We start from the raw sequence: 20,220 nt of genomic DNA on the forward strand, positions 1-20,220 counted from the left end.
CGGTTGGCGGCCGCCCCACTCCGGCGTTCGGATCGGTTGCCGGCTACTTGTTCGCGAGGACCTGGTTGACCTGGGTCTCCGCGGTCTTCAGCAGCTGCTGGAGGTTGGCGTTGGTGTTGGTCAGCGTGGACGCCATGGCGGTGTCCAGCACCTTGTAGATGTCCTGGGCGTTGCCGGGCTCCAGGTCACCGGGGACCGCGGCCTGGATGAACGGCGCGTAGTTGTTCACCGGCATGGTCGCGTTGGCGGCCTTGAGCGTGTTGTCGGCCTGCAGCGAGGCACCCGAGTAGAACTCCGGCTCGGGCAGTCCGACGGCCTGGTTGGTGCTCTTGGCCCGGGCGTAGTTGAACTGGCCCTGACCCATGGTCAGCTTGAGGAAGTTGACCAGGGCGACGCCGGCCTTGATCTGGTCCGGGGTGTCCTTGACGTTGAACATGTAGTCGTCGCCGCCGGCCAGGGTGCCCTTGGCGGGGCCGTCGGTGCCGGGGATCGGGCCCATGCCGTAGTCCGAGTACTTGGCGTTCAGCTGCTGCACCATGTACGTGATGTCGTCCGGCGCCGCGATGTACATGCCGAGCTTGCCGGTGGCCATCTGCTTCTGCAGGTCGCCCCACTTGAACAGCTGGGTGGTGCCCATGGCGCTGTCCTTGAACCGCAGGTCGTGCAGGTTCTGCAGGACGGCGAGGCCCTGGGCGTTGTTGAAGGCGGCGGTCTTGCCGTCGCTGCTGACGACCGGGGCGCCGAGGGCGTCCATCTCGGCGACGAAGTGCCAGCCGCCGTTGTTGCCGGCGCTGTAGTCGCCGTAGCCGCTGATGCCGCCGCCCAGCTTCTGGATCGCCGCGGCGTCGGTGGCGACCTCCGCCCAGGTGGTCGGCGGCTTGTCCGGGTTGAGGCCGGCCTGCTTGAACAGGTTGCGGTTGATGATCATGCCCATGGAGTAGTTGCTCCGCGGGATGCCGTACAGCTTGCCGTCCGACTTCTGGCCGTCCAGCACGGACGGGAGGATGTCGTTCAGGGTGGGCACGCTGGTGGTGTTGACGTACTGGGTGATGTCCGCGGCCTGGCCGGAGTCCAGCACCTGCTGCTTGTCGGTGAAGTAGGTGTAGAAGACGTTCGGCTCGGTGTGCCCGGCGAGGGCGGCGGTGAACAGCGCCGGCGTCTCGCACGGGAAGGTGTCGATGCTCTTGACCGTGACGTTGGGGTTCTGCTTCTCGAACGCGGCGATGTCGTCGACCCACTGCTGACGGGGAACCGGCTGGCTGGTCGGCGGCTCGCAGTCGATGCTGATGGTCACCTTGCCGCCGCCCGAACCCGCGCTGGCGCTACCGCCGTTGGAAGCAGTCTTGGTGCTGCTGCCACAGGCGGCCGCGGTGAGTCCGACAGTTGCCGCGAGGAGCAGGGCGGCCGTTCTACGGGTGCGAGGACTGGTCAGTCGCTCACTGGTCATTGTGAGGACCCTTCTGGGTGGCGATTCAGGGTGTCGTTGCGCTGTGATGCGGGACACTTAACCATCGCAAGCAGATGACCACAATATGTCGACCAAAGATTGCAAGATTTCGACATGGTAACGAGAGGGCATGACAAAGGGGTCGGACGATTACCGTCCGACCCCTTGACAGTGCGCTGCGTGCGGATCCGGCCGCGCTAGCCCCGGCCGCCCACCGGCCCGGTGGAGCCGCGGACCACCAGCTCCGGCTCGAAGAGCAGCTCGTCGTGGGTGACCCTGGCCCCGGCGATCTCGCTGGCCAGCAGGTCCACCGCCGCCCTGCCCATCGCCTCGATCGGCTGCCTGATGGTGGTCAGCGGCGGGTCGGTGCAGGTCATGAAGGAGGAGTCGTCGTAGCCGACGACCGAGACGTCGCCGGGGACGGTGAGCCCGGCCCGGCGCACCGCGCGCACCGCGCCCAGCGCGATCGGGTCGCTGGCGCAGATGATGCCGGTGACCCCGCGGGCCACCAGCCGTCCCGCCGCGACCTGGCCGCCCTCCAGCGAGAACAGCGCGTGCTCGATGTGCTCGTCCGGCAGCTCCACACCGGCCCGCTCGGCGGCGATCCGGGCCGCGGCGAGCTTGCGCCGGGAGGGCACGTGGTCCGGCGTGGCCAGCACCAGGCCGATCTTCCGGTGGCCCAGCGAGACCAGGTGTCCCATCGCCTGCTCCACCGCCACCGCGTCGTCGCAGGAGACCTGCGGGAAGCCGAGCCCGTCTATGGCCGCGTTGAGCAGCACCGTGGGCAGGCCGCGCTGGGCCAGCCGCTCGTAGTGCTCGTGCGGGGAGTCCGCCTGCGCGTAGAGGCCGCCGAAGAAGACCACCCCGGACACGTGCTGCTGCAGCAGCAGTTCGACGTAGTCGGCCTCGGACACCCCGCCGGCGGTCTGGGTGCACAGCACCGGGGTGAACCCCTGTTGGGCCAGCGCCCCGCCGACCACCTCGGCGAAGGCCGGGAAGATCGGGTTCTGCAGTTCCGGCAGCACCAGGCCGACCAGCCGGGAGCGCTCCCCGCGGAGCTGCGTCGGCCGTTCGTACCCGAGCACGTCGAGTGCGGTCAGCACCGCCGTCCTGGTGTTCTCGGAGACGCCGGGCTTGTCATTGAGGACGCGGCTGACCGTCGCCTCGCTGACCCCGACTTTCTTCGCCACTTCAGCAAGTCGTCGTGTCATGTCCGCAAGTGTATGTCATGAAGCGCAAGCTGCTTACTATTTCTTGCAACATGGTGACAAGAAAACTGACCCGGACTCAACCGACCTGCACGGCCTGGGTCGCGCGAGCCGGCGTGCACGCCGCCAGCAGCGGAGCGGGCCAGGCGGTCAGCACCCCGGAGCTCAGTTCGACGAAGACGCAGCCGTCCTCTGGATCGGAGATCGCAGTGACGACGGTACTGCTCTTCGGGCTCGCGGAGACCTCCGTCCGCTGAAATGCCGTGTTCGGCGGCGCCTTGGCGGCGGACAGCAGACCGGGCAGATCCGCCTGCCGCGCCGCCGCGGTACCGGACAGCAGGGCCAGCCGGCCCGCCAGGACCTCGGCCTTCCCGGCCGACAGGTACAGGTCGGCCGCCACCGGCGGGCAGTCCGTCGAACTCCGCACGGCCGCGGCCGGAGCACCCGTCCAGCTGTAGGCGTAGCAGTGCCGCACCGTCGTGGTCCGGTGTCCGCTCAGCGCCCCGCGCACGGACGTACCGGTGATCCGCACGGTCAGGGCGACCTGGCCGGGGGCCGGACCGTAGCGGGCGTCCAGCAGTTGGCCGCCGACCCGGCGCACCGCGCCGGCGTACGCCGCCTCCCCCACCGGCACCGCCCCGGGGGAGCCGGCCGCGGGTATCCCCCGGAGTGCCAGCAGCAGTGTGGACGCCCGGTAGTCCGCGGCGGCCTCGGCCTGGGCGCGCCCGCGCCCGGAGCCGATCCAGCCGGCGAACTGACCCACCGCCACCAGCGCCAGCAGGCTGCAGAGCAGCAGCAGCAGGCCGAGGCCGTACCGCCAGCGGAACCGGGGACGCGGAAGACGGCCGTGGGCGTCCGGCTGCATGGCGAGTCCGGCCACGGCTGCCTCCCCCTCCCCTCGCCCACCTCTGCCGGACAGACTCCCAGATGTGCCAGTCCGGTGAAGAACAATTGTGAGCCCTGTCGAGCAGGTTTACGGACGAACGGCCGCGGTCGCGCGGGCGCAGGCCGCTCACCGCCCCGAACGGCGCCGGCGCCCCGGGAGTTCGGTCCGGCGCGGCCGGGGAATCCGGCCCGCGGCACCGGCCGGACTACGCCGATGGGCGGAGCACCAGGGTACTGGTTCCGGGCGAGGTGAAGCCCGCATCCGGCCCCGGCGCAGCCGGCCGTGCCCGGGCGCACCGAGCGGCGCACCGGTGACTTTCGCACCAGGTGTTCACCCGAGTCGCGCCCCGGGTCTTACCCCGGTCCACTAGCTTGGCCTCGACGACCGAGTCATTTGACCGAACTTGGGGACCTTCTCTTAGTATGTCCGTTCCTTCCACGGCTCTGACCAGCCGTCGCTTCACGGTCCTGCGCCAGCGCCCGGAGTCCGGGCAGGAGCGTCCCTCGTACCTGCACCGGACGCTGAGCCTGCTCGCCGTGCTCTCCCTGTTCCAGGGCATGGCCGACGCGATCCGTTCGCACGCCCTCGCCAACCACAAGGTGCTGGTGCTGCTGCTGGTGCTGTACGCGTCGCTGGTGCTGCTGGCCGTGCTGGCGCTGACGGTGCGCCGGCAGCGGGCGCTGGTCCGGGTGGACCTGGCGGTGCTGCTGGCCGGCTTCCTGCGCTTCGCCGCGATCTTCGTGGGGTCGGTCGGTTCCAGCCAGCGGCCGTACCAGGACGACGAGGGGCCGCTGGTCACCCTCGCGGCCCGGGCCCTGGCCGCCGGCGGCCACGTCTACGGACGGCACTGGCCGCACTTCGCCCAGCAGTTCGGGGTGGGCACTACCCCGCTGATGAACGGCCGGTTCGCGGACACCTTCAGCTACCCGCCGCTCAGCGCCCTGCTGGCCGCGCCCTTCGTCGGCTCTCTGCCCTCCTGGGTGCCCGTGCTCGGCCTGTTCGCCTTCGCCGCGCTGAGCGCGACCGCGCTGTTCATGTTCCGGACCCTGCCGGTGCAGCTGCGCCCCGCCGCCACCCTGGTCTGCTTCGGCATGAGCTGGTACTTCTTCTACGTCAGGAACGGCTACCCGGTCTTCCTGGCGCTGCCCTTCCTCGCCGTCGCCGTGCACCGGTGGACCCGTACCGGGGCCGGCGGGGTGCTGGGCCGGCGGGGCGTGGTCTCCGCGCTGTGCCTGGGCATCGCCGCCTCCGCCCACCAGCTCGGCTGGTTCCTGGCGCCGTTCCTGCTCCTCGGGATCCTGCTGGCCCGGCGCGGCGAACTGCCCTGGCGCGGCGCGCTGCTGGTGACCGGACGCTGGGCGGCCATCGCCCTCGGCACCTTCCTGCTGGTCAACCTGCCCTTCATGATCCGGGACGGCGGCGCCTGGGTCAGCGGGATCGGCAGCGTGCTCACCCAGCACGCCACCCCGCAGGGGCTGGGCGCGATCGACATCAGCTACTACCTGACCTCCGGCTCCGGCAACCTGGCGATGTACTCCTACGCCGCCGCGCTGCTGCTGGCCGCGACCCTGGTCGCGCTGCTGCTGTACCCCAGGCGGCTGGCCCCGGCCCTGGCCCTGCTCCCCTGGCCCGCCTTCCTGTTGGCGCCGCGCTCCCCCGAGACCTACTTCGTGCTGCTGGCCCCGCTGTGGCTGATCGCCTTCGCCAGCTGCCCGCAGGAGGACTACCAGGGGCTCCGGCAGTGGCGGCCCCGGCTGCTCGCCGACCGCCGCTTCCGGGTGGCGCTGCCCGCCCTGCTCGCCGTCCCGGCGCTGCTCTGCCTGGCGGTCGCGGTCGCCTCGCCGGTGCCGCTGAGGATGGACATCTCCGCGGTACGGACCACGACCGCCGCCGGCAAGGGCTCGTCCGCCGTCACCGCACTGACCGTCAGACTGACGAACACCTCGGACGCGGTGCTCACCCCGCAGTTCGCCTCCAGCAGCAGCGCCTGGACCAGCTTCGACTGGAGGGTGGAGTCCGGCCCGTCGATGCTGGCCCCCGGAGGCTCCGGCAGCTACCGGCTGATCCGCCGCGGCAACCCGTCGGGCGGCAGCGGCTCGACCTACCTGCGGGTGTTCACCGACGACCCGCAGACCCTCACCAGCGCCGTGATCCCGACCGGGAGCGCATCCGCCGCGAAGCCGTGAGCCGGGACGGGGGTGCTGCTCCCCGACAGCGGCGCCTCACTCGCCGGGACGGACGGCGGGCACCGGGCTCGCGGCGCTCAGGGCGAGTTCGACCACGGAGACCAGCACCGCCTTGGCCGAGTCCCGCACCCGGGCGTCGCACTGCACCAGCGGGATCTCCGCGCCGAGGTCGAGCGCCGCGCGCACCTGCTCCAGCGGGTAGGGGCGTGCGCCCTCGAAGCAGTTGACGGCCACCACGAAGGGGATGCCGCGCCGCTCGAAGTAGTCCACCGAGGGAAAGCACTCGTCCAGCCGCCGGGTGTCGGCCAGCACGACCGCACCCAGCGCGCCCACCGCGAGCTCGTCCCAGACGAACCAGAAGCGGTCCTGGCCCGGGGTGCCGAACAGGTAGACGGCCAGGCCCTCGCGGATGTCGATCCGGCCGAAGTCCATCGCCACGGTGGTGGTGGTCTTCGCCTCCACCCCCTCGGTCCGGTCCACCGGCCGCCCGGCCTCGCTCAACTGCTCCTCGGTGCGCAGCGGACGGATCTCGCTGACCGCGCCGACCAGCGTGGTCTTGCCCACCCCGAACCCGCCGGCCACAAGGATCTTGAGCGCCACGGGGGCGGCGGCAGCGCCGTTGCGGCGGGATATCGGGTCCACCCGCGAGATCCTAGCGGGATTGCGCGGAGCGGGGGAGGCGGGGCGGCACCGCTGGTCGGCGACGGTTTCGGATCCCCGCTAACCCGCCGACAGTTGGGCGAAGCGGGCCAGGCTCTGGGTGTAGGCGACCGGGGTCACATGGACCGGGCCGGTGTACGGGTGGGTCATGTGCAGCACCAGGTAGATGCCGAAGCCGACCACCGCGCCGACCAGCCCCAGGGCGATCGACTCGCGCAGGTGGAAGGTCAGTCCGGCGATCGGTGCGTACAGCAGCACCAGCAGTCCGGCACCGATCAACGCCGGGTAGAGCGGGGCCGGCAGCGAGGCCTGGGTGTCCGCCAACCGGATCTGACGGGTGGTGTAGACGCTGGCCAGGTCGGTCAACTCCTGGGCCCTGCTGGGGTTGGCGGCCGGCAGCGCCTCGACGTGGGCGCGCACCGCGTCCAGGTCGCTCCAGGTGGCCGGATCGGCGTCGCCGTGCGACATGGTGGCCCACTCGCCGTCGATGACCGAGGTGACGTACCTGGTCAGCAGCGGACGGGTGGTCGTGTCGGCGTCGGTGTAGGCGGCGTTGAGGGCCCGGGACTCGTCGAAGGTGTGCCCGCGGGCGGTGTTGATGTTGGACCAGGAGCCGGCGATCAGAAAGGCGGCCACCAGGATGAACGAGGACAGAGAGGCCGAGCCCAGGAAGCTGAGCGCGCCGCCTGAGAAGGTCCCCTCCCTGGACCGTGCGGTACGGCCGAAGGCCGCCAGCACCCCGACCGCCGCGAGCGTGCCGAGCAGGACGAAGAGAATGAAACCGAGGATCAACGGTGCCTCCCGACAGCGTGGTTGATGAAGCTGGCACCGGCCGCGATCAGCGCCGGAAGGGTCACCGCGACCAGGATGAACGCCGCCTCCGGGGACCCGTTGGTGGCCGGGGCCGCGGTGTCGGTGATGATGCGCGGCGGCGCGGTGGTGGTGTGCACCTGGGCGTGCGGCGTGGGGGTGGGCAGCACCGCGAGCGGGTGCGGCGGCGGGGTCGGACGCGGCGTCGGCTTCGGTGCCGGGTGGTGGTGCACCACCACGACCGGCGCCGGATGGTGCACCGGGCGCGGCGTGGGATGCGGCGTCGGGTGCGGGGTCGGGTGCGGGGTCGGCGTCGGAGTCGGCGTCGGACGCGGCGCGGGCGGCGTGCTGCAGTGCGGGAACGACGGGAAGGACGGGAAGCTCGGGAACGACGTCGGCGGCGCACCGCCGACGGGCGGCTTCGGCGGCGCGGGCACGGGTGGTGGTGGCGGGACGGTGCACTGCCGGTGATGGTGGTGGGACGGAGCCATGCGCAAGGATTGCCCGACGGCGCTGCGCTGCATGGGGCAGATCCGGCAAACCCACCCATGAGGATGAATACCTCTCAAACATCTGATTCAGCAGGGGTGGTGGCGACGCCGGCGGAGGACTCGACGCCGAACGAGTGAATCGGCCGTTCGCGGCCGAACCGTGCAGAGACTGGACCCGGGGCCATCCCACGGCCCCTGACCGGCAGTTCAGCACCCCAGGAGTCCCCATGCCAGCTTTCCTCCGCCGAACCGGCCCCGCCCCCGTCCCCAACGCCCGTACCGCGATGGGACGCAGGACCGTCCTGGGCACCGGAGCGGCCGCCGCACTCTTCGGCGCGACCGGCTTCGCACCGGCCCCGTCCCGACCGGAGAAGGGAACTGACCCGGCGTCATATCCGGGCGGGGCCGACCCCGAGGTCAGCCGGGACCTGGCCCGCAAGATGCTGCTGGTCGGCGACAACGGGGAGGACCTCAAGCTGGAGTACCTGAAGATCCTCATCGACGGGCAGCTGCCGCCCCGTTCCCCGCGCAAGAAGGTGCTGGTGGTCGGCGCCGGAGTGGCCGGGCTGACGGTCGCCGGGCTGCTGAAGCGGGCCGGGCACGAGGTGGTGGTGATCGAGGCCAACGGCAACCGGGTGGGCGGCCGGGTCAAGACCTTCCGCGGCGTCTTCACCGACCCCGCCCTGCACGCCGAGGCCGGGGCCATGCGACTGCCCGACTTCCATCCGCTGGTCCTCGCCCTGGCCGACCAACTCAAGCTGAAGCGGCGGCTGTTCTACAACGCCGACGTCGCCCCCGGCGCCGAGCCCACCGGCAGCACACCGCCGGTGGTGTACCAGTCCTTCACCGGCACGCAGTGGCGCAACGGTCCGGACGCACCCGGCTTCACCGCTCCGGCGGCCACCAACCGCACCCTGATCCGGGTCAACGGCAGCGCCACCACCCGGTCCCGCTACGCGAGCGCCCCGGCCGCGGTGAACGCCTCGTTCGGGGTGGACAGCACGCAGACCACCACCGCCGCGGTGAACCAGGTGCTGGCGCCGGTGACCGTCCCCGGCGGCCCGATCGCCGACCAGATCGACGGCTGGTCCAAGCTGCTGCAGAAGTACGACGGCTACTCCACCCACCGCTTCCTGGTGGAGGAGGCCGGCTGGTCCCTGGACCAGATCCAGGCCGCGGGCACCCTGGAGAACCTCACCTCACGGCTGCACTACTCGCTGATCCCCACCCTGATGGACCACGCCGCCATCTCCCCCACCGGCCGCTACTGGGAGCTCACCGGCGGCACCGCCACCCTCACCGACGCGCTGGCCGAGCCGCTGCGCAACGACCTGCGGATGGGTCGCCGGATGACCCGGTTGGTTCAGACCGCCGGCGGGGTACGGGTGGAGACCACCGCCGAGACCGGGTCCGAGTCCGGCTTCACCGGCCGGCCGGTGGCCCCGACCGAGACCTTCGAGGGCGACTACGCGATCGTCACCATCCCCTTCAGCGCCCTGCGCTTCTGCCAGGTCGAACCGCTGATGTCCTACCCCAAGCGGCGCGCGGTCAACGAGCTGCACTACGACTCGGCGACCAAGGTGCTGCTGGAGTTCAGGACCCGCTTCTGGGAGCAGGGGGCCGGCGGCTTCACCGGCGGCGGGTGCGTCTCCGACAGCCCCAGCCGCTTCAGCTACTTCCCCTCGCACGCACCCGACGGCTCCAAGGGCGGCGTGGTCCTGGCCGCGTACACCTGGTCGGACGACGCGATGCGGTGGGACTCACTGACCGACGGCGAGCGGTACGCGTTCGCGCTGAACGACCTGGAGGCGCTGTTCGGCCCGGTGGTGCGGCGGGAGTTCACCGGCACCGGCGCGACCCAGTCCTGGGCCCGGGCCCGCTACGCGCTGGGCGAGGCGGTCGTCTTCACCCCCGGCCAGCTGCACGAGCTGCATGCGGCGGGGCGCACGGTCGAGGGACGGGTGCATTTCGCGGGCGAGCACACCAGTCTGAAGCCCGCATGGATCGAGGGGGCGCTGGAATCCGCTGTGCGGACCTTCCTTGAGGTGCACGGGCGGCCGTAGGGGGGTGGCTTGTCGCGCAGTTCCCCGCGCCCCTGGGTAGGTGCAACTTACCCACCGTGGGTGAGTTGCAGCCCCCCAGGGGCGCGGGGAACTGCGCGACAAGCCATCTACAGCCCGCACCCGAAAGCCCGTCAGAAACCGCTACAAAGCCCGCAACCCCTGAATGACCTCGCGGAGCACACTCACATCCGGCAACAACGCCGCAGGTACCGGCCGGCTCACCCGGATCAGTTCCGCGTCCAGCAGGTCTCCCAGCAGGATCCGGGCCACGCCCAGCGGCAGATCGGTCTCCGCGGCGATCTCCGCCACCGACAGCGGAGCGGACCGGACCAGCTCCAGGATCTGCTGGTGCTCCGGGTCGTCCGCGCCCTCCGTCCCGTCCGGGTCGGCAAGACCGTCCCGGTCCGCGGCGACCACCTGGGCGATCACGTCGAACGCGGCGCCCTCGGCGTGCCGGGTCCGGCCCCGGGTCAGCGTGTACGGGCGGACCAGCTGCGACAGTTCGGCGTCGTCGTCCCAGTCCTCCTCCGCCGGCTGGCCGTCCCGCAGCGAGCCGTCGTCCTCGTGCCTGCCGCCCTCGTGCCTGCCGTCCTCACCGCCGCCGTCCTGATGGGGGGCGCCGTCCTGTTCGGCGCCCTCTTCCTCCGGTACTCCGTCGTTCTCCCAGGAGCTGTCGCCCCAGGCCCTCCTGCCCCGTCCGCCAGGGCCCCCCGTATTCCGCACGACGCCACTCACCGCCCCGTGGGCAGGCCCGCCCGGGGCTCGCTGCCGAGGTGCTCGCCGACCCGTTTGACCAGCAGCGCCATCTCGTAGGCGACCAGGCCGACATCGGCCTCGGCCTCGCTGAGCACCGCCATGCAGCTGCCGTCCCCGGCGGCGGTGACGAAGAGGAAGGCGTGGTCCAGCTCGATCATGGTCTGTCTGACGCCGCCGGCCTTGAAGTGTCTGCTGGCGCCCTTGGCCAGGCTGTGGAACCCGGAGGCGACGGCGGCCAGGTGCTCGGCGTCCTCGCGGGTCAGCCCCGAGGAGGCCCCGGTGGCCAGACCGTCGCTGGACAGCACGACCGCGTGCCGGACCTCGGGGACACGGCGCACCAGATCGTCGAGCAACCAGTTGAGGTCGCCGGAGTTCGTGGTCGGTACGGTCATCGGGAGGGTCCTTCCGCTGAGGGTTCGGGGGCTGCGTCCGCGCGGGCGGCGTGCGGATCGTCGGCCGGGAGCGCCTGGCCCTGTTCGGCGCCGACCCGACCGCGGCCCCGGCTGAGGCCGCGCTGGAACGAGGAGAAGGTGGCCCGTACCTCCTCGGGGGAACGCTCGCGCACCGCGGGCTGCGCCGGCCCGCCCGGATCGGTGTGCTCGGCGTGCTCCGCACCGGACTCCTGGGCGGCGACCCGCAGTTGCGGGGCCAGGCTGGCCTGCCGCACCCGGCGCGGCAGCAGCGGCGCCGGATCGGACACCGGCGCCTCGCGCACGGATGCCTCGCGCACAGGCACCTCGCGCACCGGCGCCTCCCGCAGCGACGCGTCCCGCGCCGCCAGGTAGGAGTCGGCACGGCTGGACACCGGACGCCGCTTGGGCAGGGCCGCCAGGCCCTGCTCCTGCCCCGGGACCTCCAGGACCTCCGGGACCGCGGCCGGGAACGGCGCCGCGTGCCGGGGCCCGCTCCTCCTGCGCTGCGGTCCGGGGTCCCCGGGCGTCCCGGGCCCGCCGGGCTGCCCGTCCTCGCCCGCCCCGGTGCCGCCGCCGGTGCCCGTCGGCAGCTCCCGGCGCGTCCGCGACCGGGTCACCTGCAGCGAGGCGGTCTGCAACTGATTGGCCGGCAGCGGGTGTTCGGCCGTCGCCTCGGACTCCTCCACCGGGGCGTCGCCGCCCCGCGAGGGCACCTCGGTGATCAGCTCGCGCGGCAGCAGCACCACCGCGGTCGTCCCCCCGTACGGGGATCGCCGCAGCGACACCTTCACCCCGTGACGGGCACTCAGCCTGCTGATGACGAACAGTCCGAGCCGGTCGGTGTCGCTGAGGTCGAAGTCGCCGCCGGTGGCGAGCCGCTCGTTGGCCGCCGCCATCGCCTCCTCGCCCATGCCGAGACCGCGGTCGTCGATCTCCAGGACGAAGCCGTTGGCCACCTCCTCGCCCTGGACCCTGACCTGGGTGTGCGGCGGGGAGAACACCGCGGCGTTCTCGACCAGTTCGGCGATCATGTGCACGATGTCGGACACCGCCCCGCCGACCACGGCGACCTGCGGCATCCGGTGCACCCGCACCCTGGCGTAGTCCTCGACCTCGCCCACAGCGGCCCGCACCACGTCCAGGATCCGCACCGGGCGGCGCCAGTTGCGGCCGGGCGCCGACCCGGAGAGGATGATCAGGCCCTCGGCGTGGCGGCGCATCCGGGTGGTGAGGTGGTCGAGCCGGAACAGGTCCTCCAACTCGTCCGGGTCGTCGGCGCGGCGCTCCATCTCGTCCAGCAGGGTGAGCTGACGGTGCAGCAGGGCCTGGCTGCGCCGGGCCAGGTTGACGAAGACCGCGGCGACGCCGCGGCGCAGGTCGGCCTGCTCCACCGCGGCCTCGACGGCCGCCCGCTGCACCGCGTTGAAGGCCCGGCCGACCTGGGCGATCTCGTCGTTGCCGCTGGGCCGCACGGTCACCTGGGGCACCTCGGCCGCGAGGTCGACCCGTTCGCCGCCGCGCAGTCTGCGCATCACCTCGGGCAGCCGGACCCCGGCCAGGTCGAAGGCGTCGTCCCGGAGCCCGACCAGTTCGCGGACCAGGCCGCGGCCGATCCGCAGCGACAGCACCAGCGTGAGCACCACCGCCAGCAGTCCGATCAGGCCGACCGCGACGGCGCGCCAGATCACGCCCATGGCGTACGACCTGGCCCGGTTGCCGGCCAGGGTGGCCGACTGGGTGTCCAGCTGGGACAGCTGGCTGAGCGCCGTGCCGTAGCTGGCCACCCAGGCGGCGCCGTCGATCAGCTTGGGCGCCTGCTGGGCGTCCAGCGTGCTCACCGCGGCCTCCAGGCTGTTCACCCGGGTGTAGATCTCGCCGGTGGTGAAGTCCTGGAAGAGCGTCTGCTCCTGGTCCGGCAACTGCGGTACGTGCACCTGGAACAGCAGCCGTTCGCCGTCGCTGACGGTGAGGAACTGCTGGTACTCGCCGGAGCTGAAGAAGCCGGTCGCCCGGGCGCCGTACATCAGCGCGTCCTCCTCCGAGAGGTACTCGCGGGCGCGCACCAGCTCGATCAGGTTCCCGGCCTCCCGGGTCAGGTCTCCGGCCTGGAAGTTGCTCATCGCCAGCCGCAGGTTGAAGAAGGGGTCCTGGGCGCCGGTGTACCAGGTGAAGGTCTCGTCCCAGTCCTCCTTGTGCCCGGAGACCTGGGCGCGCTCCATCGTCAGGCCGCCGATCTGCGCCTGGATGCCCTGCAGCGCCAGCTTCTGAGCACCGGTCAGATCGTCGAGCCGCCCGCCGTCGGTGGCGTGCTCCTGGAACACCGCGACCTGCTGGTCGGTGGCCGCCTCCGCCTTCTGCAGCGCGGCGCGGTCGCCCTTGCCGACGGCCGCGGCGACATAGGCGACCGCCGCCCTGCGCTCGTCCTGCAGCGCGCGGGAGAGGTCGTCGGCGGGTGTGCCGAACCAGCGGTAGTCCGAACTCACCTGGACCAGGCCCCATACCTGGTCGACGCTGGTGGCCGTGGTCCAGGTCCAGACGCCGGTCAGCGAGACCAGCGGGACCAGGAGCAGCGCGACGATCTTCGCGCGGATCGACCTGCTGCGAATGCGCATGGACTCCTCCGGACCGACCGCAGGAGGTGCACGCGGAGGCGGACGCGACTGGACGGCATGGATGAGGGACGGTGGTGGCAGGGATGGCGCTGTGTCGGCGAGAGCCTACTACCAGTGGGCGCGTCAGTTCGAGCTTCGCTCACTTACAGCTTTCCCGGCCCACGGTCGCGTTCTCCGGCCCGCGGTAACGGCCCGCTGTCCGGGCCCGGTCAGTGCGCGAGCGCCCCGGCGCAGAGCCTCCGCAGCGGGCCGATGACCGCCTCGGGCCGCTCCATCAGCAGCATGTGGCCGCAGCCCGGCTCGATCTCCAACCGCGCCTCCGGCAGTTCCTCCAGCAGCCGACGGCTGTGCGCGACCGGGGTGAGCCGGTCCAGCGAGCCGACCACGATCTCCACCGGCGTCCCCCGCAACGCGCCCAGCGCGCCCGCCTTGTCATGGAGCATCAGCGCCGGGAACCAGTCGGCGACCGCGGCCATCGGACAGGCGTGGATCATGCGTGCCCCGGCGACCACGGCCTCGCGGGCCGCCCTGGGGCCGTAGAGGTAGCGCTTGACCAGGTACGGGTTGAGCCGCCCGTCGGGGCCGGGCAGCCGGGTGCGGATCCGCTCGGAGCGCTCGGCGGTCCGCGAGCAGTAGCCGAAGAAGGCGGACTCGACGTGGCCCAGCGCCCGCAGCCGCAGCGGCGCACCGCGGCGGCCCCGCGGGTCCAGCTGCCCGGCGGAGGTACTGGTGAGCAGCACTCCGGCCACCCGCTCGGCGAAGAGTTCGGGACGGGCCGCGGCCAGCGCCATCACCGTCATCCCGCCCATGGAGTGGCCGCCGAGCACCAGCGGACCGCTCGGCGCGGTCTCCGCTATCACCCGGTCCAGGTCCTCGCCGAGCAGGTCGATGCTCCAGGGCCGGGCGCTGCCGCCGGTGGAGCCGCCGTGGCCGCGCTGGTCGTAGCGGACCACCCGTACCGTGCCGTCGGCCGACAGTTCCTGGGCGTGCCGCTCCCAGGCGCCGGCGTCCAGGGTCCAGCCGTGGGCCAGCACCAGGGTGACCGGGGCGTCCTCGGGGCCGTCGGTCCGGACCGCGAGCGAGGCCCCGTCCGCGGTGGTCACCGTGCGCAGAGCGGTGGTAGAAGTGGCGGCGGGAACGGCCGGGACGGCTGGGACGGCGGACATGAACGGCCTCCGATGAGGGGAGAGCTGAACTTACTGACTGGTAAGTTATGTCCGGCCCCGACGCCCCGTCAACGGGTGTGCACGACCTGACCCGATCCACGCGTGCACATCACGTGGAGATCGGTGGGGATCGGTGGAGATCGACTGCGGACCCCTGGCCAGAGGTTTTACCTTCGGGTAACTTTCCGGCACAGACCGGCGCAGAAACGGCGCCGCCGACGGAGAGAGCAAGTGTGCGCGAGTTCTCGGTTCCCGCCCTCACGGAACCGCCGACCCACGGCGGCCTCGCCGAGTCCGTCTTCGCGACCGCCGTCGCGGACCCCGGTCTGGCCGCCCTCTCCCGGCGCACCGAGGACGGCGGCTGGCAGACCGTCACCGCCGCCGAGTTCCGCGACGAGGTCGTGGCCATCGCCAAGGGCCTGCTGCACCAGGGCGTCCGCTTCGGCGACCGGGTCGCCCTGATGTCCAGGACCCGGTACGAGTGGACGGTGCTGGACTACGCGCTGTGGACCATCGGCGCCCAGCCGGTCCCGGTCTACCCCACCTCCTCCGCCGAGCAGGTGCGCTGGATCCTCGCCGACTCCAAGGCGGTGGCCTGCGTCGTCGAGCACGAGGACCACGCGATGACGGTGGGCTCGGTGGTCGAGGGCCTGCCGGAGCTGCGCAGCATCTGGCAGTTGGACGCCGGGGCGCTGCGGGCGCTGGCCCTGGCCGGCCGCGGCGTCCCCGACGACCTGCTGGACCGGCACCGGCAGGCGGTCACCCCGGAGTCCACCGCGACCGTCATCTACACCTCCGGGACCACCGGACGGCCCAAGGGCTGCGTGCTGACCCACGCCAACTTCGCGGCCGAGACCGACAACATCGTGGCCCGCTACCACGACGTCTTCCAGAACAAGGCCAGCGAGCAGCCGGCCACCGTGCTGTTCCTGCCGCTGGCCCATGTCTTCGGCCGGATGGTGCAGGTCGCGGCGCTGCGCGCGGGGGTGCAGCTGTCGCACGAACCCAGCCTGGCACCGGCCGACCTGATGCCGGCGCTGGAGTCGGCCCGGCCGACCTTCGTCCTCGCCGTGCCGTACATCTTCGAGAAGCTGATGCAGCGGGCCCGCGAGGCGGCGGAGGAGGCCGGGAAGCTCGCACCGTTCGAGAAGGCCGTGGACGCCGCGGTGCGCTACGCCGCGGCGGTTGAGCGGCACGCCTTCGGCGACGGCCCAGGACCGACCGCGGCCCAGCGGGTGCAGCACCAGGTCTACGACCGGCTGGTCTACAGCAAGGTGCGGGCCGTGCTGGGCGGCCGGGTGCGGCACGCCATGTCCGGCGGCTCGGCGATGAACCGGGAGCTGGGACTGTTCTTCGCCGGCGCGGGGATCACCGTCTACGAGGGCTACGGCCTCACCGAGTGCACCGCGGCGGCCACCGCCAACCCGCCGGACAAGCCGCGCTTCGGCACGGTCGGGCACCCCGTCCCCGGCACCACGGTGCGGATCGCCGAGGACGGCGAGGTGTGGATCAGCGGCGGCCAGGTGTTCCAGGGGTACCTGGACGACCCGGAGGCCAGCAGACTGACCCTGCGTCAGGGCTGGCTCGCCACCGGGGACCTGGGCCATCTGGACGAGGACGGCTACCTCACCATCACCGGCCGCAAGAAGGAGATCATCGTCACCAGCAGCGGCAAGAGCGTCGCCCCCACCGTGCTGGAGGACCGGGTGCGGTCCCACCCCCTGGTGGCGCACTGCATGCTGGTCGGCGACAACCGCCCCTACATCGGCGCGCTGCTGGTGCTGGACGCCGAGGCGCTGCTGCGCTGGCAGCGGCAGCGCGGCAAGCCGGACCAGTCCCCGGCGACCGCGGCCCGGCACGACCCGGACCTGCAGGCCGAACTGCAGCGCAGCGTGGCCATGGCCAACACCGCCGTCTCCCGTGCCGAGTCCATCCGCGCCTACCGGGTCCTCCCCGGCGAGTTCACCGAGGACCGCGGGCTGCTGACGCCGTCCCTGAAGATCCGCCGCCGCGCCGTCGCCAAGACCTACTCCGACGACATCGACGCCCTCTACGCCTCCTCCCCGGCCTGATCCCCCTCCCGGTACACCACCTCGACCTCGAACCCCTGCCCGTCCACCAGGTGCACGGCCCGCCCGGTGTCGACCCGCTGCGTCCAGCCCCCGGCCAGCGCCGCCGCCAGCACCGGCCCGCGCTCGCCACGCAGCGCCAGGTGGTTGATGCCGGCGCGCATGCGGTCGTGCCCGCCAGCGCGCATAGCGGGCGACTGCTCGATGACCAGGTAGCTGCCGTCACCGCCGCGCCAGCTGCGGCCGTGCTCCCAGTGCTGGAACGGCGCGCAGCCGAGTGCCAGCAGGACAGGGCCCCACTGGCGCTCGGCTGCGGCGAGGTCGTCCACCCACAGCTCGACGTGGTGGACGAAGGACGGACCCTTGCGGTCCTCGTTGGTGCGGTCCTCGTTAGTGCGGTCGTCGTTCATGACGACCATGGTCCGACGGATCAGCCCGCGGCGGAGGTGAAGCCGGGGAGGTAGCCGCCGGACTGGCCGGCTGCGGTCGGGTGGTAGGACTCGTCGATCGGCAGGGTGGTGCTGTGCAGCCAGGAGTCGCTGGAGCAGATCTCGTGGCCGGTGAAGGCCCCGCGGACGTCCACGAAGGTGAAGCCGGCGTTGGCGGCGCGCTTGGCGATCACGCTGTCCAGCTCGTCGGCCGCGCCGTTGATGGCGTTGCGGGAGGTGTCGCTGATGCCGAACAGGCAGGTCCCGGGGACCTGGTAGAGGTGCGGGTAGTCCAGCACCACCACGTGGGCGTTGGGCGCGTGCGCGCTGATCGCCGCGTAGGTGGCGTCGAGCTTGGCGGCGAGCGGCCCGTTGATGTATGTCTCGGCGGTGGACACGGCGGACAGGCAGGAGCTGGTGCCGTCCAGCACACAGGTCTCCATGGTGCTGGAGAAGCCGGCGTCGTTGCCGCCGATGCTGATGCTGACCAGTCCGGTCGAGCTGCTGAGCGTGGAGAGCTGACTGCTCAGCACGTCCGCCGTGGTCGCGCCGGAGCAGGCCACGAAGGAGAACGAGGACGGGCTGTGGGCGGCCTGCCACAGGTAGGGGTAGGACTTGGTGCTGCGCTCGCAGTCGCCGCTGGAGCTGATGTAGCTGCCGGCGCCGACGCCGCTGGAGTACGAGTCCCCCAGGGCGACGTAGCCGGGCTCGGACGCGTGGGCCGGCGCGGCGGCCAGACCGGCGCCGGCCAGGCCGAGGGTGGTGAGGAGGGTCAGGGTCGCGGTGCGGAGCGAGCGTGCGCTGGGTGAGCGCATGGGGCCTCCACGGCAGATGGGTGGCACACGGGGTGACGTGCGTCACGCACATTTATACCGACGGGTAACCCGTTTCCATAGTGTCCATGCCATGAAATTCTGACGTGTCGTCACCCATTTGGTCACTCGTGTAGCCACCCGCCCCATCAGCCCAGGAAGGACAGCCGGACGGTGCGCCGGGGGTTGTCGCTGTTGGTGTCGACGAGCACCACCGACTGCCAGGTGCCGAGCGCGATCCGCCCGTCGACCACCGGCAGGGTGGCGTGCGGGGCGACCAGCCCCGGCAGCACGTGGTCCCGGCCGTGCCCGGGGCTGCCGTGGCGGTGCCGCCAGCGGTCGTCGGCGGGCAGCAGCTCGCGCAGCGCGGCCAGCAGGTCGTGGTCGCTCCCCGCGCCGGTCTCGATCACGGCGACGCCCGCGGTGGCGTGCGGGACGAAGACATTGAGTAGGCCGTCGCGGCCCGCGGCCGCCTCGCGCAGGAACTCGTCGCAGCGGTCGGTGATGTCCACCGCGGCCTCGCGGCTGCCGGTGGTGAGCTCGAACGTCAGCGTGGTGAAGGACATGCGCCCATCTTCGCCCACCGGGGCGCGCGGCTACCGTGCGCCGTCCCGGACCCCGTCCACCGCCCGGTCGACCGCCTTGTCGACCGCCCCGTGAACCGCTCCGTCCCGGGTCCCGCCCGCTGCCCTGTCGCCGGCCTCGTGGGCGCCGTGCGGCCCGTGCCACCAGGGCGCCGACTGTGCCGCCTCGACCTGCTCGTGCAGATCGCTCGCCGCGTCCAGGGTGGTGCCCAGCGACAGCCCGAGCGCGCCCGCCAGCACCGCGGCGGCCAGCAGCGAGGCCCGGCGCCGGCGCGGCGCGGCCCGGCACTCCAGCATCGCGGCGACCCGGCGCGGCACCGGTCCGGCCGCCATCCGCAGCGCACCCGCGCCAGCCCCCGCCAGCGCCGCCCGGCCGACCGCCCGGGCCACCAGCCGCCGGTCGGCGACCCGCTCGGCGGCCGACTCGTCGGCCCAGCGCTCCAGGCTGTACGCGGCGCCGTCACGCAGCGGACGCAGCAGCGGGTGCAGCGCCACGGCCAGGTCGGCCAGCAGCAGGAAGCGGTGGTGACGCCCGGTCAGATGGGCCCGCTCGTGCGCCAGCAGCACCTCGCGCTCGTCGGCGGGGAGCGCCTCGATCATGCCCGCGGTGACCACGATCCGGTCCCGGCCGCCCCGGAACAGCCCGCCGGGCAGGGCGTAGGCGTCCGGCAGCCGGTCCGGCAGCACGATCAGGTCGCCGGCCCCGGCGCCCGCGTGGAGCGCGACCAGCAACCTGGCCTCGGCGTGCTCCGCCCGGTGCCGGCGCAGCACCCGCAGCGCCCGCACCGCCAGCACGACCAGCACCAGCGCCGCGGCCGCGCCGACCGGCACCACCGCCCCCGGGGCGAGATGCCGGGCGACCGGGAGGTCGAGGTGGCCCACCGCGGCGACGAACGGCAGGTGCAGCAGCGCCGCTACGCTCAGCAGGGCGAGCGCCGCGGCCCCCGCGGCGGACAGGCCGGCCGCGGTCGCGGTGAGCAGCCAGGCGGCGGCCCTGGGCGGCAGCAGATCGGGCAGGGCCCCCATGGAGGGCAGCGCGAGCAGCGGCGCGAGCAGCAGCGGCAGCAGCAGCGGCGCCCAGACGCTGACGGTCACGACCGACCACCCCCGTCGACCGGCCCCGACCCGTTCCGGCCGGCCTCCGGCCCGTCCTGGCCCGCCTCCCGGCTGAGCAGGGCGCGCAGCACCTGCTCGTCGTCCTCGCTCAGCCCGGAGACGAAGCGGGCCAGCACGGTGGGGCGGTCCGCCTCCTTCTCCAGCTCGGAGCGCATCCGCCGGGCGGCGAGCCCGGGCGCGTCCTGGGCCTCCTGCGCCGGCGCGTAGGCGAAGGCACGCCCGACACGCGTGCGGACCACCACTCCCTTGTCGAAGAGCCGGGTGAGAATGGTGTTCACCGTGGTCCGGGCGAGGTCACCACCGATGGCACGCTGGATGTCGCCGGGCGTCAGCGCCCGCTCCCCGGCCCAGAGCACGGCGAGGACGCTCGCCTCCAGCTCGCCGGGGTGGCGACGCTGCGGTCCGATCATCGTCAAGGACTTTCGCCTCCCACAGGCCTACCGCGGCTATCCACTACAGTGGCACTGAACGTCTACACACATGTAGACGATAGCGCCCGGACTCGAACAGTGT

At 72.5% G+C, this 20,220-nt stretch carries 18 protein-coding genes; 4 read left to right on the forward strand and 14 right to left on the reverse strand.

The window, feature by feature from the left end:
* Positions 1-43: 43 nt before the first annotated feature.
* The 3 genes from IF29_RS0100155 to IF29_RS0100165 all read right to left on the reverse strand — a co-directional run bounded on the left by IF29_RS0100155 (position 44) and on the right by IF29_RS0100165 (position 3,535).
* Positions 44-1,447: an extracellular solute-binding protein gene (locus IF29_RS0100155; protein WP_030247990.1), complete on the reverse strand. Its 1,404-nt coding sequence runs from the start codon at positions 1,445-1,447 to the stop codon at positions 44-46.
* Positions 1,448-1,644: 197 nt separating this feature from the next.
* Positions 1,645-2,658 carry a LacI family DNA-binding transcriptional regulator gene (locus IF29_RS0100160; RefSeq protein WP_030247991.1) on the reverse strand — a complete coding sequence of 338 codons (1,014 nt, stop codon included), beginning with the start codon at positions 2,656-2,658 and terminating at the stop codon, positions 1,645-1,647.
* A gap of 76 nt (positions 2,659-2,734) precedes the next feature.
* The gene (locus IF29_RS0100165) at positions 2,735-3,535 is read right to left on the reverse strand and encodes a hypothetical protein (protein WP_030247993.1); all 801 of its coding nucleotides are present in this window, start codon (positions 3,533-3,535) and stop codon (positions 2,735-2,737) included.
* A gap of 428 nt (positions 3,536-3,963) precedes the next feature.
* On the opposite strand from IF29_RS0100165, the gene IF29_RS0100170 reads away from it, so the two are divergent.
* Entirely contained in the window at positions 3,964-5,727 is a 1,764-nt protein-coding gene (locus IF29_RS0100170; RefSeq protein ID WP_051724713.1) for a hypothetical protein, read from the forward strand.
* Between the two features lie 36 nt (positions 5,728-5,763).
* Here the strand turns inward: IF29_RS0100170 and IF29_RS0100175 are convergent, their stop codons facing one another.
* Together IF29_RS0100175 and IF29_RS0100180 are read right to left on the reverse strand one after the other, a co-directional pair.
* Complete coding sequence (locus IF29_RS0100175) at positions 5,764-6,369, reverse strand: GTP-binding protein (protein ID WP_232241958.1); 606 nt, start codon at positions 6,367-6,369, stop codon at positions 5,764-5,766.
* 78 nt (positions 6,370-6,447) lie between these two features.
* Positions 6,448-7,179 (reverse strand): bestrophin-like domain, encoded by a 732-nt coding sequence (locus IF29_RS0100180; protein ID WP_030248000.1) that lies wholly within the window; start codon positions 7,177-7,179, stop codon positions 6,448-6,450.
* Between the two features lie 24 nt (positions 7,180-7,203).
* On the opposite strand from IF29_RS0100180, the gene IF29_RS45750 reads away from it, so the two are divergent.
* Both IF29_RS45750 and IF29_RS0100190 read left to right on the forward strand, forming a co-directional pair.
* Entirely contained in the window at positions 7,204-7,668 is a 465-nt protein-coding gene (locus tag IF29_RS45750) for a hypothetical protein (protein WP_157623489.1), read from the forward strand.
* Between the two features lie 247 nt (positions 7,669-7,915).
* The gene (locus tag IF29_RS0100190) at positions 7,916-9,751 is read left to right on the forward strand and encodes a flavin monoamine oxidase family protein (RefSeq protein ID WP_051724714.1); all 1,836 of its coding nucleotides are present in this window, start codon (positions 7,916-7,918) and stop codon (positions 9,749-9,751) included.
* Between the two features lie 141 nt (positions 9,752-9,892).
* Here the strand turns inward: IF29_RS0100190 and IF29_RS0100195 are convergent, their stop codons facing one another.
* The 4 genes from IF29_RS0100195 to IF29_RS0100210 all read right to left on the reverse strand — a co-directional run bounded on the left by IF29_RS0100195 (position 9,893) and on the right by IF29_RS0100210 (position 14,698).
* Positions 9,893-10,474, reverse strand: coding sequence for a DUF742 domain-containing protein (locus IF29_RS0100195; RefSeq protein ID WP_084713295.1), 582 nt, complete (start codon positions 10,472-10,474; stop codon positions 9,893-9,895).
* A gap of 8 nt (positions 10,475-10,482) precedes the next feature.
* Positions 10,483-10,899: a roadblock/LC7 domain-containing protein gene (locus IF29_RS0100200; RefSeq protein ID WP_030248008.1), complete on the reverse strand. Its 417-nt coding sequence runs from the start codon at positions 10,897-10,899 to the stop codon at positions 10,483-10,485.
* Positions 10,896-13,532: a sensor histidine kinase gene (locus IF29_RS0100205; RefSeq protein ID WP_051724715.1), complete on the reverse strand. Its 2,637-nt coding sequence runs from the start codon at positions 13,530-13,532 to the stop codon at positions 10,896-10,898. Before IF29_RS0100205 ends, IF29_RS0100200 begins: the two co-directional genes overlap by 4 nt.
* A gap of 209 nt (positions 13,533-13,741) precedes the next feature.
* Positions 13,742-14,698, reverse strand: a complete 957-nt coding sequence (locus IF29_RS0100210; RefSeq protein ID WP_051724716.1) for an alpha/beta fold hydrolase — start codon at positions 14,696-14,698, stop codon at positions 13,742-13,744.
* 233 nt (positions 14,699-14,931) lie between these two features.
* Between IF29_RS0100210 and IF29_RS0100215 the strand changes: the two genes are divergently transcribed.
* Positions 14,932-16,770, forward strand: a complete 1,839-nt coding sequence (locus tag IF29_RS0100215) for an AMP-dependent synthetase/ligase (RefSeq protein WP_030248015.1) — start codon at positions 14,932-14,934, stop codon at positions 16,768-16,770.
* On the opposite strand, the gene IF29_RS0100220 is transcribed toward IF29_RS0100215, so the two are convergent.
* From IF29_RS0100220 to IF29_RS0100240, 5 genes are all read right to left on the reverse strand, one after another.
* On the reverse strand, positions 16,749-17,177 hold the full coding sequence (locus IF29_RS0100220) for a VOC family protein (protein ID WP_051724763.1): 429 nt from the start codon (positions 17,175-17,177) through the stop codon (positions 16,749-16,751). The genes IF29_RS0100215 and IF29_RS0100220 overlap by 22 nt on opposite strands.
* A gap of 20 nt (positions 17,178-17,197) precedes the next feature.
* Entirely contained in the window at positions 17,198-18,010 is an 813-nt protein-coding gene (locus IF29_RS0100225; RefSeq protein ID WP_030248019.1) for an SGNH/GDSL hydrolase family protein, read from the reverse strand.
* A 146-nt stretch (positions 18,011-18,156) separates the two neighbouring features.
* Positions 18,157-18,573 (reverse strand): secondary thiamine-phosphate synthase enzyme YjbQ, encoded by a 417-nt coding sequence (locus tag IF29_RS0100230; protein WP_030248021.1) that lies wholly within the window; start codon positions 18,571-18,573, stop codon positions 18,157-18,159.
* Between the two features lie 30 nt (positions 18,574-18,603).
* Positions 18,604-19,686, reverse strand: a complete 1,083-nt coding sequence (locus IF29_RS0100235; protein WP_063757396.1) for a M48 family metalloprotease — start codon at positions 19,684-19,686, stop codon at positions 18,604-18,606.
* Positions 19,683-20,117, reverse strand: coding sequence for a BlaI/MecI/CopY family transcriptional regulator (locus IF29_RS0100240; protein WP_051724717.1), 435 nt, complete (start codon positions 20,115-20,117; stop codon positions 19,683-19,685). The genes IF29_RS0100235 and IF29_RS0100240 overlap by 4 nt, the downstream gene beginning before the upstream one ends.
* Between the last annotated feature and the right edge of the window lie 103 nt (positions 20,118-20,220).

Source organism: Streptacidiphilus jeojiense (assembly GCF_000719095.1).
Taxonomy (GTDB): Bacteria; Actinomycetota; Actinomycetes; order Streptomycetales; family Streptomycetaceae; genus Streptacidiphilus; species Streptacidiphilus jeojiensis.